Origin of the sequence: Streptomyces sp. NPDC005955, from assembly GCF_042871255.1 — a bacterium.
Lineage (GTDB): Bacteria > Actinomycetota > Actinomycetes > Streptomycetales > Streptomycetaceae > Streptomyces.
On the sequence record NZ_JBIAIF010000004.1, the window covers coordinates 609,505 to 622,295 of the forward strand.

The 12,791-nt window shown below is 74.1% G+C and carries 13 protein-coding genes; 6 read left to right on the plus strand and 7 right to left on the minus strand.

From position 1 onward, the window contains the following. Positions 1-96 precede the first annotated feature (96 nt). Positions 97-438 carry a hypothetical protein gene (locus tag ACFYOU_RS14385; protein ID WP_391305718.1) on the plus strand — a complete coding sequence of 114 codons (342 nt, stop codon included), beginning with the start codon at positions 97-99 and terminating at the stop codon, positions 436-438. 237 nt (positions 439-675) lie between these two features. Next, positions 676-1,191 carry an ATP-binding protein gene (locus ACFYOU_RS14390; protein WP_391305720.1) on the plus strand — a complete coding sequence of 172 codons (516 nt, stop codon included), beginning with the start codon at positions 676-678 and terminating at the stop codon, positions 1,189-1,191. Between the two features lie 43 nt (positions 1,192-1,234). On the opposite strand, the gene ACFYOU_RS14395 is transcribed toward ACFYOU_RS14390, so the two are convergent. Further along, a complete protein-coding gene (locus tag ACFYOU_RS14395; protein WP_391305721.1) occupies positions 1,235-1,543 on the minus strand; it encodes an SHOCT domain-containing protein in 309 nt (102 codons plus the stop codon). Positions 1,544-2,022: 479 nt separating this feature from the next. On the opposite strand from ACFYOU_RS14395, the gene ACFYOU_RS14400 reads away from it, so the two are divergent. Beyond that, on the plus strand, positions 2,023-3,183 hold the full coding sequence (locus ACFYOU_RS14400) for an FAD-dependent oxidoreductase (RefSeq protein ID WP_391305812.1): 1,161 nt from the start codon (positions 2,023-2,025) through the stop codon (positions 3,181-3,183). A 15-nt stretch (positions 3,184-3,198) separates the two neighbouring features. On the opposite strand, the gene ACFYOU_RS14405 is transcribed toward ACFYOU_RS14400, so the two are convergent. Next, a complete protein-coding gene (locus ACFYOU_RS14405) occupies positions 3,199-4,623 on the minus strand; it encodes a ketol-acid reductoisomerase (protein WP_391305813.1) in 1,425 nt (474 codons plus the stop codon). Between the two features lie 212 nt (positions 4,624-4,835). On the opposite strand from ACFYOU_RS14405, the gene ilvY reads away from it, so the two are divergent. Then, complete coding sequence (ilvY, locus tag ACFYOU_RS14410) at positions 4,836-5,693, plus strand: HTH-type transcriptional activator IlvY (protein ID WP_391305723.1); 858 nt, start codon at positions 4,836-4,838, stop codon at positions 5,691-5,693. 35 nt (positions 5,694-5,728) lie between these two features. On the opposite strand, the gene ACFYOU_RS14415 is transcribed toward ilvY, so the two are convergent. The 4 genes from ACFYOU_RS14415 to ACFYOU_RS14430 form a co-directional block, all read right to left on the minus strand. Beyond that, entirely contained in the window at positions 5,729-6,970 is a 1,242-nt protein-coding gene (locus tag ACFYOU_RS14415; protein ID WP_389767439.1) for an ROK family protein, read from the minus strand. A gap of 210 nt (positions 6,971-7,180) precedes the next feature. Continuing rightward, on the minus strand, positions 7,181-7,711 hold the full coding sequence (locus tag ACFYOU_RS14420) for a two-component system response regulator (protein ID WP_387005461.1): 531 nt from the start codon (positions 7,709-7,711) through the stop codon (positions 7,181-7,183). 161 nt (positions 7,712-7,872) lie between these two features. Continuing rightward, positions 7,873-8,745 carry a ketose-bisphosphate aldolase gene (locus ACFYOU_RS14425; RefSeq protein ID WP_389767437.1) on the minus strand — a complete coding sequence of 291 codons (873 nt, stop codon included), beginning with the start codon at positions 8,743-8,745 and terminating at the stop codon, positions 7,873-7,875. A gap of 137 nt (positions 8,746-8,882) precedes the next feature. Next, positions 8,883-9,767 (minus strand): SIS domain-containing protein, encoded by an 885-nt coding sequence (locus tag ACFYOU_RS14430; RefSeq protein WP_391305726.1) that lies wholly within the window; start codon positions 9,765-9,767, stop codon positions 8,883-8,885. 151 nt (positions 9,768-9,918) lie between these two features. On the opposite strand from ACFYOU_RS14430, the gene ACFYOU_RS14435 reads away from it, so the two are divergent. Both ACFYOU_RS14435 and ACFYOU_RS14440 read left to right on the plus strand, forming a co-directional pair. After that, positions 9,919-10,698, plus strand: coding sequence for a DeoR family transcriptional regulator (locus ACFYOU_RS14435; RefSeq protein WP_391305728.1), 780 nt, complete (start codon positions 9,919-9,921; stop codon positions 10,696-10,698). Positions 10,699-11,001: 303 nt separating this feature from the next. Beyond that, entirely contained in the window at positions 11,002-12,216 is a 1,215-nt protein-coding gene (locus ACFYOU_RS14440) for an MFS transporter (RefSeq protein ID WP_391305730.1), read from the plus strand. Positions 12,217-12,239: 23 nt separating this feature from the next. On the opposite strand, the gene ACFYOU_RS14445 is transcribed toward ACFYOU_RS14440, so the two are convergent. Then, positions 12,240-12,731 carry a MarR family winged helix-turn-helix transcriptional regulator gene (locus tag ACFYOU_RS14445; protein ID WP_391305732.1) on the minus strand — a complete coding sequence of 164 codons (492 nt, stop codon included), beginning with the start codon at positions 12,729-12,731 and terminating at the stop codon, positions 12,240-12,242. Between the last annotated feature and the right edge of the window lie 60 nt (positions 12,732-12,791).

Genomic DNA, 12,791 nt, shown 5'->3' on the forward strand with positions numbered 1-12,791 from the left:
TCAAGGCAAACCTTGGGACGCGCTCTGGCGCGGGAGCCTCGCGCGGGGGCACACTGCCACTGCGGGACGAGCACGGGGCGACGAGGGGGCCAGGGCATGGCGACGGAACCGGAGTTCACGGCGCGGGGCGTGCGCATCGAGAAGCGGCTGCGTTCCCTCACCCGCGCCGGCCAGGTGAGGATCACCGACGGCCGGCTGGAGTTGCTCACCAGCTACGGCAGCGAGATCGACAGCGCGCCGGTGGGGACGGTCCGCGCGGGCACCTCGTGGTTCGCGCCGGGGGACCGGGCCCATGCCGATGTCAACGGCACCCGGTACGTGCTCACTCTGGACGCCGAGGAGCCGGCGGAGCGGTCGGACCCCTCCGCGGCGCGTCGGTTCGTGGAGGCCGTGCGCCGGGCCGGCGACCGGACCGGCCGGGTGCGACGGCGCAGCTGAGGGCGGCGCGCACCCTCGGCCGGGCGGCGCCCCTGACCGGTCCGCGGCGGTCGTGAGTTGCGGCGCCGGCCCCCTTGCGTCACGCTGGTCTCACCTCACTCAGGTTACTCAGGGTTTACCGGCGATGACGCTGCGAACCAGCCCGCCGGACAGGCAGCAGGCGGTGGTGGTGGGGAGCCGTTCTGCTGGCATCGGTACTCCGTCCTCTTCCGGACCTCAATTCGGGGAGTCGTTGCCGTGATCAGCGAGCCAAGCAGGCACTGCACGGTGGAGCTACAGGCCCTGCCGTCGCGGATCGGACAGATCCGCAGAATCGTCTCCGCGCAACTGCGCTACTGGCACGTGGACGCTCTGATCGACCATGCGTCGCTCGGTGTCACCGAGCTCCTCGCGAACGTCCACCGCCACGCCGAGCCCGACAAGACGTGCACCGTCGACATGGAGTTGTTGTTCGACCGGCTGACCGTCTCGGTGCTCGACCACGATCCGCGACTGCCGCAGGTGCGGCCGGCCGGCCCGTTCGACACCAGTGGGCGGGGGCTGGCGATGGTCGCAGCCGTCAGCGAGAGCTGGGGCGCGCGGCCGTTCGGCACCTCCGGCAAGATCGTCTGGTTCACCCTCCCGGCCGCCGTTCCGGCCCCCGTGGTGGCCACCGTCGCCGACCACGCGGTGTACGGGTCGGTGACGACCGGCCCCCTGGACGAGTGGGTGACCGTCACCGCCGTGCCGGCGCACTCGGCGCTGCCGGGCTGACCCGGTCCCCGTACGCGGGGCACCGGATCACGCCCGGTCGGGGTCAGGAGGTGTCGCCCGGTCGGGCGCCGAAGTCCGGGTCGAGGACGGACTGCCGCCGCCAGTACTCGTCCTCGTCGATCTCCCCGGCGGCGAACCGGCGGCCGAGGACGGCCAGCGGCGAGGCCGCGTCGGCGTGCGGGGCGACCCGGGGACGTCGGTCCGCGCGGTACCCCCACGGCCCGCGCCCGCCGCCCCGGCCGGTGCGGCGCAGGGCGGTGACCACGCCGATCACCACGGCTGCCCAGACGAGCGGCATCAGCAGGATCCAGGGGCCGGGCCCGCCGCCGCCCCAGTCGGCCAGTGTCACCATGACGGTTCATCTCCTCGAAGACGGGCCCGGTCGACGCCGTGCCCGGTGGTGGTGCGGATGTTTCGAGCCTCCCGCGGCAGGGGGGCTTCGGGCGTCGTCCCTCCAGCGGCACTCCGGGTACCGCGCGGGGAGTACCGCACGGGGGCACGTGCTGCTTCCGGGTGCCGGGCGGCTGAGGGGGCGCAGGGTCGACGGGCCGGCCGGGCGCACGGCACGGACCGGGAGGGCGGTCGTGGGCGGAACCGGGCGTGGCTCGGTGGACGACGGTCGGGGTCCCGTCGGACCATGGGGACCATGACCGCCGGTCGCTCCGAGCGGAAAGGACCTCCCCCTTGGCCACCCCCCAGCCACCGTCCGCGCGCCCCGCACCCGGCCCGGCCGGCGCGGACACCACGGGACCGGGTGCCCGTGCTCCCGCCCCCGTCTCCCCGCTCCCGCCGACCGCACTGGCGCTGGCCGCCACCGCCTCGTCCGCGCCGCTGCCGCGCCGGGCCTCCGTCGTGATCGTCGGCGGCGGCGTGATCGGGACCAGCATCGCCTTCCACCTGGCGGAGGCCGGTGTCCGGGACGTGGTGCTCCTGGAGCGCGGCGCCCTCGGCTCCGGGTCGACGTGCAAGGCGGCGGGCGGGGTCCGCGCCCAGTTCTCCGACGAGTTGAACGTCCTCATCGGCGCCCGCAGCCTCGATGCGTACGCCCGGTTCGGGAAGCGGCCGGGTCAGGAGATCGGACTGCGCCGGGTCGGCCATCTGTTCCTCCTCTCCGAGCCGGACGACGTCGCCGCGTTCACCCGTGGCGTGGCCCTCCAGAACGCGCTCGGCGTGGAGAGCCGGCTGGTCGACCCGGCCGAGGCGCGCCGGTTGTCCCCGCTGATCACCACCGAGGGATTGCTCGCCGCCGTCCACTCCCCCCGCGACGGCCACTGCACCCCGCAGTCCGTGGTCCTCGGCTACGCCGGGGCGGCCCGACGGCTGGGGGCCCGGCTGTACACGGGGGTGACGGTGCGCGACCTGGAACTGCGCGGCGACGAGGTCCGCACCGTGGTCACCGATCGGGGCCGGGTGACGGCGGACACCGTGGTCTGTGCGGCCGGTGCGTGGTCCGGTGCGGTGGGTGCGATGGCCGGGGTCGACCTGCCGGTGACCCCGCTGCGGCGGCAGATGCTGTGCACCGGCCCGATGCGGAGCCTGCGGGAGCTGTCGGAGCCGTTGCCGTTCACCGTGGACTTCGGCACGTCGTTCTCCTTCCACCAGGAGGGCCCCGGTCTGTTGATCGGCATGTCCGACCCGATGCAGGAACCCGGCTTCGCCACCTCGTACTCGTCCCGCTGGCTGCCCCGGCTCGGCGCCGCCATGGCCCGGCGCGCGCCGGCGCTGTTGGACGTGGGACTCGGCGGCGGCTGGGCGGGCCTGTACGAGATGAGTCCCGACGGCAACGCCGTGCTCGGTCGGTCGGTCACGCCCGTCAACTTCGTGTACGCCACCGGGTTCTCCGGTCACGGTTTCCTCCAGGCTCCGGCGGTGGGCGAGATCGTCCGGGACCTGTGCCTGGGGCGGGCGCCGTTCGTCGACGTCGGCCCGTTGCACGCCGGGCGCTTCGCCCCGGGCGCCGCCGCCCCGCGCCCGGAGTCCCACGTCGTCTGATCCGCGCGGCCCGGCTCAGACCACGGCGATGTCCACCGCGGGTCGCAGCGCCGCCGCCGCGGCCAGGGCCCGGTGCGCCGGGTGCGCGCCGAACGCCTCCAGGAGCGCAGGGTCGGCGGGCCCTGCGGCGGCGGGCAGCGCGATCTGCTGGTACGCGGCCTGGAACCGCGGTCCCCAGCGGCGGGCGCCCAACCGCGCGGTGCGGGAGCAGTTGTCGACCATGTGGGCGACACCGCGGGCGTGCATGTAGGGCAACAGGGAGTCGACGGCCTCGATGACGGACTCGTTGACGATCTCCGACCAGGGGTGGCCGCGCTCGACGAACTCGTCGATCTGTGCGGTCATCGTGGCGAGGAACATCCCCGCGGTGAGCGGGTCGACGGCCAACTGACGGGTCGTCCTGCGGGCGCGCACGGCGGGCCCGGCGGCCCACATCGGGGACCCGCCGATCTCGGTCATGGGCCGGGCGGCGAGTCGGTCCTCGGCGAGGACCACACTGCGCAGTTCGGTGCCGTCGGCGACCTCGTCGTAGATCTCCGCGACGATCTCGCGCGCGGGGCCGTACGCGGCGGTGTACGCCCGGTCGAAGGCGTCGCGACCGGCGGCGTCGAAACCCTCGCGGACGGCTCGTAGCCCCGCGCGGGAGACGGTGCGGGCCAGCGGTCCGGTCACGTTCTCGCAGGAACGTTCGTACGCGGTCACCGGGTCGTCGCCGGCGAGCCGGAAGTGCTGGTGGAGCGCCTCGACCAGGCCGTGCACGGCACCGAGCAGGATCCCGCGCTCCCCGACGATGTCGGAGAGGTACTCGCTGTCCAGCGTGGTGCGGAACGTGTACGGGGAACCGAGCGCGACGGACCAGGCGAGGGCGCGGTCGACCGCGTGGCCGTCCGGGTCGGCATGGACGGCGAAGCTGCTGTTGATGCCGGCGCCGTTGACTTCGGCGCCCTGTTCGTACAGGCGCCGCACGGAGTCGCCCATCCCCTTGGGGCAGACGGCGATCACGCCGTGTCCGGCCGGGAAGTCGGCGCCGCGGGACCGTAGGTGGCCGAGGAGGAACCCGTGGGAGAGTCCGATGGTGGCACCGGGCTTCAGCGCGGCGAAGATCCGCTGGTGGTGGGTGGCGAGCGCGGCGTCGGCGATGAGCAGGACGACGAGGTCGCTCCCGGCGGTCACGTCGAGCCAGTCGCCGAGGGTGCCGTCCGCCTCGGTGAAGCCGTGGGCGCGGGCATCGGCGGCGGAGGCCGAACCGGGGCGCAGGCCGACCGTGACGCGGACGTCCGTACCGGCGAGGGAGTCGCGGAGGTTGCGGGCTTGGGCGCGGCCCTGCGGACCCCAGCCGATCACTCCGATGCGGCGCACTCCGGCGAACGCCGCGGGCAGCAGGGGGAAGAGGTGGCGTCCGCCGCGCAGCACCGTTTCGGTGCCGCCGGGCACGTCCATGGTCTCGGGGGCGAAGACGGCGGAGGCGAAGGTGTTCGTCGGGTGCGGGCTCGTCGGCTGCGGGGCGGTCGCGGCGGGCCGGCGGGTGGGTGCGGCCGGATGGGCGTGGTTGCTCGGTGTCATGCCAAGGGTTGTAGGCTCCGGCACGCCGTTGCAGCAAGCGCAACTTGTGCAGCGGGGCGTTCCGCTAGGAGAAAGGCCCAGGTGGCAGGGTGTCCGAGCATCATGAGGAACTGCGGGTGTTCCTGCACCTGGCGGGGACGTTGAACTTCGGTCGGACCAGTCTGGACTGTCACCTCAGTCCGGCGACGTTGACCCGGACCGTGCAACGGCTGGAGGTCCGCGCGGGGGCCCGGCTCTTCGACCGCGGCCCGCGCGGGGTGGCGTTGACGGCGGAGGGACAACGCTTCAGGCAGTACGCGGCCCGCGCCCTCGACCTGTGGCACGAGTACCGCGCCGGACATGCCGATCCGGTCGAACTGACCGGAACGCTCGGGGTGTTCGCGACCGTGACGGCCTGTCAGACCCTGCTGCCCGAGCTGCTGGCGCCGTTCCGGGCAGCGCATCCGCAGGTCCGGATCGACCTACGGACCGGGGACGCGGCCACCGCGCTGGCCCGGTTGGACGAGGGCGAGGTGGACATCGCGGTGGCGGGCGTTCCCGTCCGGGTGCCGGACCCGTTGGCGAGCCGCACGCTGGCGCGGACCCCGGTGGTGTTCGTCACCGCGCGGGACCGCCCGGACCCGGAGCTGACCGGTCCGTTCGTCCTGCCCCGGCGGGGGCTGGTCCGCGAGGCCGCCCAGCGCTGGTTCCGCGCACACGCCCGCACGGTGCACATCAGTGCCGAACCGGACGGGCACGAGGCGCTGTTGGCACTGGTGGCACTGGGCTGCGGAACGGGCGTGGTCCCCCGGCTGGTCCTCGACCACAGCGTGGTCCGCGACGCCCTGACGGTCGTTCCCGTCGATCCCGAACCCGAGTCGCTGACCATCGGCCTGTGCGTACGTCGCGCCGATCTGCGGCGGCCCCTGGTGTCGGCGCTGTGGAGCGGGACGGCCCCGGACGGCTGACCGGTGTCCGGCCCGGTGCGCCCGGGCCGCGCCGGTCAGTCGTGGCCCAGTGCGGCCAACGGGTCGTCCAGCACCGGCTGCCAGGCGAGTTCCGCGGCGCCGACGAGACTGTTGTGGTCCAGTACGCACGGCAGGATGGGCACGCCCCCGCTGCGGCCCCACAGGCTGCGGTCGGCGACGACCGCGCGCAGCCGTTCCGGGTCGGCTTCGAGCAGGGACGTGTGCAGGCCGCCGAGGATGATCCGGTCCGGGTTGAGGATGTTGACGAGCCCGGCGAGGCCGAGGCCGAGCCGGTCGATCAGTCGCTCGGTGGCCCGCCGGACCGCGGGGTCGGCGTACGCGTCCCGGATGAGGTCCTTGGCCTGTCGGAGGTGCGAGACCTCCGGGCCCGGGGTGCGGCCCGCGGCGATGAGGAACGCGAGCGGGTCGGTCTCGACGTCCAGACAGCCCCGGCCTCCGCAGTGGCAGGGCCGTCCCTCGGGGTCCACCCGGAGGTGACCGACCTCCAGCGCGAGTCCCGAACTGCCGGTGTGCAGCTTGCCGTCGAGCACCAGCGCCCCGCCGACACCGGTGTGCCCGGTGGCCACGCACAGCAGGTCACGGGCGCCCCGGCCGGCTCCGTGGCGGTACTCCGCGAGCGCGGTGAGGTTGACGTCGTTGCCGGTGAGCGCGGGTCCCTCGATCCCGGCGGCCCGCACCTGCTCGGCGAAGACGTCCCGCACCGGGGAGCCGGGCGGCCAGGCGAGGTGGACGGGGTTGAGCGCGGTCCCCTCGGGCTCGGCGACCGCGGACGGCACGGCGAGGCCGGCGCCCACGCAGCGCCGCCCGGTGGCGGCGAGCAGGTCGGCGCCGGCGGCGACGACCGCGCCGAGGACGCCCGCCGGGTCCGCGCCGACCGTCCCGCAGCCGGGCGCGGTCGCCACGATGCGTCCGCCGAGCGCGACCAACGCGGCGCGGAACCCGTCGGAGTGGATCTGCGCCGCGAGCACCACGGGCCCGTCGTCGGCGAGGTGGAGGCGGTGGGAGGGACGGCCCTGGGAACCGGTGGCCGCACTCGGGTGCGAGTCGACGCGGATCAGCCCGAGGGATTCGAGTTCGGCGGCGACCGCGCCGGCCGTGGCCCGGGTGACGCCGAGTTCCGTGGTGAGGACGGCCCGGGTGGGGGCCCGTCCCGTGTGCACGAGCTCCAGTGCTGGTCCGAGGGCGCCGCGCCCCCGTTCGAGTCGGGTGCGCGTGGACCCGTCCCCCACCGTCCTCGGTGCCGTCTTGCCGCTCATGGGAGCGAGTCTGTCATGATCGGCGCGCCGCGCGTTCCGTACGCGACCCCCGGGTGCGGGTCTCGGCCGGGACCCGGCCGTTCATGGCGTGTTCTGCTCCGTACCGCTCCCCCGTGGGGCTCCGTCGGGCCGCCGGTCCCTCCGTCCGGGCGGTGTGTCCGGACGGAGGGGACGGCGGTGCGGACGGGCGGTGCGGGCGGCTCGACCGGATCAGCCGCCCTGGGGTGCCGAGTCCGGCTGGAGCGGTAGCTCCCGTGGGACGGCCGCCCGCGAGCTGCGGGCCCGGCCCCGGACGGACAGGGTCCGCGACGGGGGTCGGGCCCGCAGCTCGCGCAACTCGGCCTCCAGTGCGCGTAGTCGTTGATGGGTTCGGAAGAGGAAGTCCACCTTGGTGCGCAGGGCCCAGGGGTCGACGGGTTTGGGGACCAGGTCCGCGACGCCGAGCCGGAGCGCGGCCGACGACAGTGCGGCGTCCGGCCCGAAGCCGGTGACCAGGACGATGGGTATGTACTGGGTCTGTTCGACCCGCCGCATGTAGCGGACGACCTCCAGGCTGCCGGCGTCGGGGATCCTGACGTCGATCAGCAGCAGGCCGGTGTTGCCTCTCAGGACTTCCTTCAGTGCCGCGTCACCGCTGGTGGCGCAGACGACCTCGTGGCTGAGCGGGGACAACGCGCTCTCCAGCGCGTAGAGCGTGTCCTCATGGTCGGCGACGATGAGGATCTTGGCGTCCGACGTCATGCCGCATTCCCCTCGCTAGGGCCATTCAGCATATGCCCAGAGCGACAGCGGGGATACTGAGCGTGGGACATCGGTCAGCATCCCGTCCGGAACGGAGCCGTCGCCGCCTCCGTCGGGGTGGCGCGTTCCGCCCGGGACGGTCGCCCGCCCCGGGGGTGGCGTCAGACGTTCACCGGGGTCGGGGCGGAGCGCAGGACGGTGATCAGTTCGCGGACGGTGGCCGCCATCGCCTCCCGGCCCACGCTCAGGTACTTGCGCGAGTCCACGGCCTCGGGGTGGGCGGCGAGGAAGTCACGGATGGCCAGCGTCATCGCCGCGTTCAGTGCCGTGCCCACGTTGACCTTGGCGATCCCCCCGGCGACGGCCCGGCGCAGTTCTCCGTCGGGCACGCCGGACGAACCGTGCAGGACCAGCGGCACGTCGAGCGCGGTGGCCAGGTCGGCGAGCAGGGCGTGGTCGAGGACGGCGGTACGGCTGGTCATGGCGTGCGAACTGCCGACGGCGACGGCGAGCGCGTCGACTCCGGATTCGGCCACGAACCGTACGGCCTCCTCGGGTTCGGTGCGGGCGCCCGGGGCGTGCGCGTCGAGCGGGGGCGCGCCGTCCTTGCCGCCGACCTCACCGAGTTCGGCCTCGACCCACAGTCCGCGCCGGTGGCCCCACTCGGCGGCGGCCCGCGTCGCGGCCAGGTTCTCGGCGTAGGGGAGTCGGGCCGCGTCGTACATCACCGAGCTGAACCCGGCGTCGTGGGCCTGCCGCAGCAGGTCGTCGCTCTGGACGTGGTCCAGGTGGAGGGCGACGGGGACGGCGGCCCCTTCCGCGGCGGCGACGGCGGCCCGGGCGAGCGGGAGCAGCCGCCCGTAGCGGAACTTGACGGCGTTCTCGCTGATCTGGAGGACGACGGGGGCGTCCACGGCCTCGGCGCCGGCGATGACCGCTTCGACGTGCTCCAGCGTGATGATGTTGAACGCGGCGACGGCTCCGCGGGCGGCGGCGGCCTGCGCGACGAGGTCGCCTGTTGCTGCGAGGGGCATCGGGGCCCCTCCTTCCTCTTCGTCCGTGCTGTTGGTTCCGTGCGGCGCCCCGGTGACGCCGGGGCGGTGGGCTCCCGGGCGGGCGTGGCGGCCCGGGAGCCCACGACGCCCGGGGGTTCGGGGCGTGGTGTGACGTGTCAGGAGGCGGTGAGGATCACCGAGCGGGTGAGGTGGCGGGGGCTGTCGGGGTCGAGGCCGCGGGCGACGGCCACGGCCACGGCGAGCCGCTGGGCGCGCACGAGTTCGGCGAGCGGGTCGAGGCCACCGGGAATCCACTGGGCGCCGGTGGCCCGCACCTGCTCGGCGAGCCCTTCGGGCGCCTCGCCGAACATCCAGGTGGCGGTCCCCTCGGTGGCGATGCTGATGGGGCCGTGCCGGTACTCCATCGCCGGGTACGCCTCGGTCCAGGCGAGGGCGGCCTCCCGCATCTTCAGCCCGGCTTCGTTGGCCAGGCCGACCGTCCAGCCGCGGCCCAGGAACGTGAACTGCGTCCGGTCGACGAGCCCTTCCGGCAGCGGCTCGGCCAGTGCGGTGCGGGCGTCGGCGACGACGTCCTCGGAGTGCAGCCCGAGGTGCGCGCGGAGCAGGGTCAGCGCGGTGGTCGCGAAGCGGGTCTGCACGACGGACCGCTCGTCGGCGAAGTCGAGGACCACGACGGCGTCGGCGGCCTGCATCACCGGCGTTTCGGGGTCGGCGGTGACGGCGGTGGTGCGGGTGCCCGGGGGCAGCGCCCCGAGCAGTTCCAGGACCTCGCTGGTGGTGCCGGAGCGGGTGAGCGCCACGACGCGGTCGTAGGGGCGGTGGTGCGGGAACTCGGAGGCGGCGAACGCATCGGTCTCGCCCTGGCCGGCTCCTTCCCGCAGGGCGGCGGCCGCCTGCGCCATGAAGAGCGAGGTGCCGCAGCCGACGAGGGCGACGCGCTCTCCGGGCGCGGGCAGGGCCGCCGCGTGCTCGGCGGCGAGCGCGGCGGCGCGGGTCCAGCACTCGGGCTGGCTGTTCAGTTCGTTCTCGACATGGCTCATGCCGGGTCCCCTCTCCCATGAATGCTTATTTCTGCAAGATACAGCGCACTTTCAAGCATCTTCAAGCATTTCTCTTGCAGGAAGTTACGCTAGGGTCACCCCAACGATCCAGCGACCCGGCCCACCGACCGGACCTGAACGGAGCATGTCGATGTCCCGCGACGCCCGATGGAAGGCACTGCTGGAACTGCTGGTGGAGCGGGGGCGCCTCGACGTGGAAGAGGCCGCCACGGCCCTGGAGGTTTCGGCCGCGACCATCCGACGTGACTTCGACGGGCTCGCCGAGCAGCAACTGCTCGTCAGGACCCGGGGCGGAGCGGTGGCGCACGGGGTGTCGTACGAACTTCCGCTGCGCTACAAGTCCGCACGCCGGGCGCCCGAGAAGCAACGGATCGCAGAGGCGGTCGCCACGCTGGTCACCCCCGGGGAGGCGGTCGGCCTCACGGGCGGGACCACGACCACCGAGGTGGCGCGCGCCCTGGCGGTACGGCCCGAGCTGGCGTCCGGCGCCCCGGCTCTGACGATCGTCACCAACGCCCTGAACATCGCCAACGAGTTGGCGGTCCGCCCCCAGTTCAAGATCGTGCTGACGGGCGGGGTGGCGCGCCCGCAGTCCTACGAGTTGATCGGCCCGTTGGCGGACGCGGTGCTGCGGCAGATCACCGTCGACGTCGCCGTCCTCGGCGTGGTCGCCTTCGACGTGCGGCACGGGGCCTCCGCGCACGACGAGGGCGAGGCGGCCACGAACCGGCTGCTGTGCGAACGGGCCGAGCGGGTGGTGGTCGCCGCCGACTCCAGCAAGCTCGGGGCCCGGGCGTTCGCCCACATCCGGCCCGCGGCCGGAGTGGACACCCTGGTCACCGACCGGGCCGCCGACCCCGCCGTGCTCAGCCGCTTCGAGGAAGCGGGCATCACCGTCCTGGCGGTCTGAGGCCCCCGACCGCCGAGGGCCCTCACCGGCCGCGCCGCCCCCTCCGGCGGAGCGGCGCGCCACCCCCACCGGTGGGCGCCCGCTGCCGGAGGGCCTACCCAAGACCACCCGGAGGACCGCGCGGCGGTCCGGGCAGAGGATCGGACAGAGGGCCGAGCGGCAGGCCCCTGGCCGTGCGGGGCAGCCCCCGCCCCGTACGGTGCGCCCACAAGTCCACACGACCCCCCAGGGGAACCCCCAGACACTCGCACCATCGAACGCACGACTCTTGTTCGGGCCCGACCCGGCCCCTACCCTGACTTTGTGCCGATACTAAACAAACTCGCCGCCTCCTCCCGGGCCGGCGGGTCGACCCCCCTGCGGTCCAACCCCCGCACCGCCCTCACCGCCTTCTTCGCCCTGGACGGCTTCGTCTTCGCCGGATGGGTCGTCCGGATCCCCGCCATCAAGGAACAGACCGGCGCCTCCGCCACCTCGCTCGGTCTCGCCCTGCTGTGCCTCTCCGCCGGCGCCGTCGTCACGATGACGCTCACCGGCCGGCTCTGCCGCCGCTTCGGCAGCCTCCGGGTCACCATCGCGTGCGCGGCGCTGATGTCCCTGAGCGTGCTCCTGCCGCCACTGGCCCGGTCCGCGACCGCGCTGGGCATCGTGCTCCTGCTGTTCGGGGCGGCCTACGGCTCCCTGAGCGTGGCCCTGAACAGCGCGGCGGTCAACGTGGTGCTCGCGGTCCGTCGCCCGCTCATGCCCGCCTTCCACGCCGCGTACAGCCTGGGCGGCATGGTCGGGGCGGGGCTCGGCGCCTTGCTCGCGGGCTCCCTGTCCCCCACCCCCCACCTGGTCCTGCTGGCGACGATCGGCCTCACGGTGACCGTCGTCGCGGCACGCCCCCTGCTCCGCCACGGCATCCCCGACCCGGCGCCCGACCCGGCCCCCGGCAACACCCGACGCACGGCGCACCGCCGCATGGACCGTCGGACCCGACGCCTGGTGCTGGTGCTCGGTCTGATCGCCCTGTGCACGGCGTACGGCGAGGGGGCGCTCGCCGACTGGGGCGCCCTGCACCTGGAGGACGACCTGGGTGCCCATCCCGGCGTCGCGGCGGCCGGTTACTCGTGTTTCGCCCTGACCATGACGATCGGTCGGTTTTCGGGTACTGCGCTCCTCGAACGGCTGGGGCGCACCCGCACGCTGGTGGCGGGCGGGTTGACCGCGTCCGTGGGGATGCTCGCCGGGGCGCTCGCGCCGACCGTGTGGGGCACGCTCCTCGGTTTCGCCGTCACCGGCCTGGGCCTCGCGAACCTCTTCCCGGTGGCCATCGAGCGCGCCGGAGCCCTCGCCGGCCCGAACGGCATCGCGGTGGCCTCGACCCTCGGGTACGGCGGTCTCCTGTTGGGGCCGCCCGCCATCGGCTTCATGGCGGACTGGTCCACCCTGCCCTCGGCACTGACCAGCGTCGCGGTCCTGTCCGCCGTGGCCGCGCTGATCGCCTACGCGATGCGGTCGACCGACCGGGGCTGAGGCACGGCGGCCCCACCACGGGGCTACGGGGTCCCGGCGGCGGCTGCGTTGGCGATCATCCTGCGCAGCACCTTGAGCGTGACCACGTACTCCTCGTCGCTGATGCCGTCGTGGACCACGGCCCGGAGTTCGCCCACCAAGGCGCGCAGCCGCACCCTGGCGGATTCTCCCGCGTCGGTGAGGTGGAGACGGGCTCCGGCGTCGGTCCGCAGCCACCCCCGGTGGAGCAGTTGGGCGACGACGCGGGGGATCTCGTGCGGACCGTCGGCGAGGGGCGACAACTGGGCGGACGTCTCGTCCGGACTCGGCGGTTCGGGGCTGTACTTGACGGTGTTGAGCACCCAGTACTGCGGCTGCGTGACGTCGATCCCGGCCATCGCGTCACGCAGCTGCCGGGTGACGACCGCGTGGGCCCGGCCGCTCCAGTAGCCGATGGGCTGGCTGACCAGCTCGTCGTCGGTGGCGGCCGGATCGGCTGGTGCCTGGTCGGTGGTTGCGCCGTTCGAGGAGTCCATGGTCACGACGTTACCCGCGGGCGAACGGGGCCCGCGGGCGGGCGCGGTGCGCATCGGCGG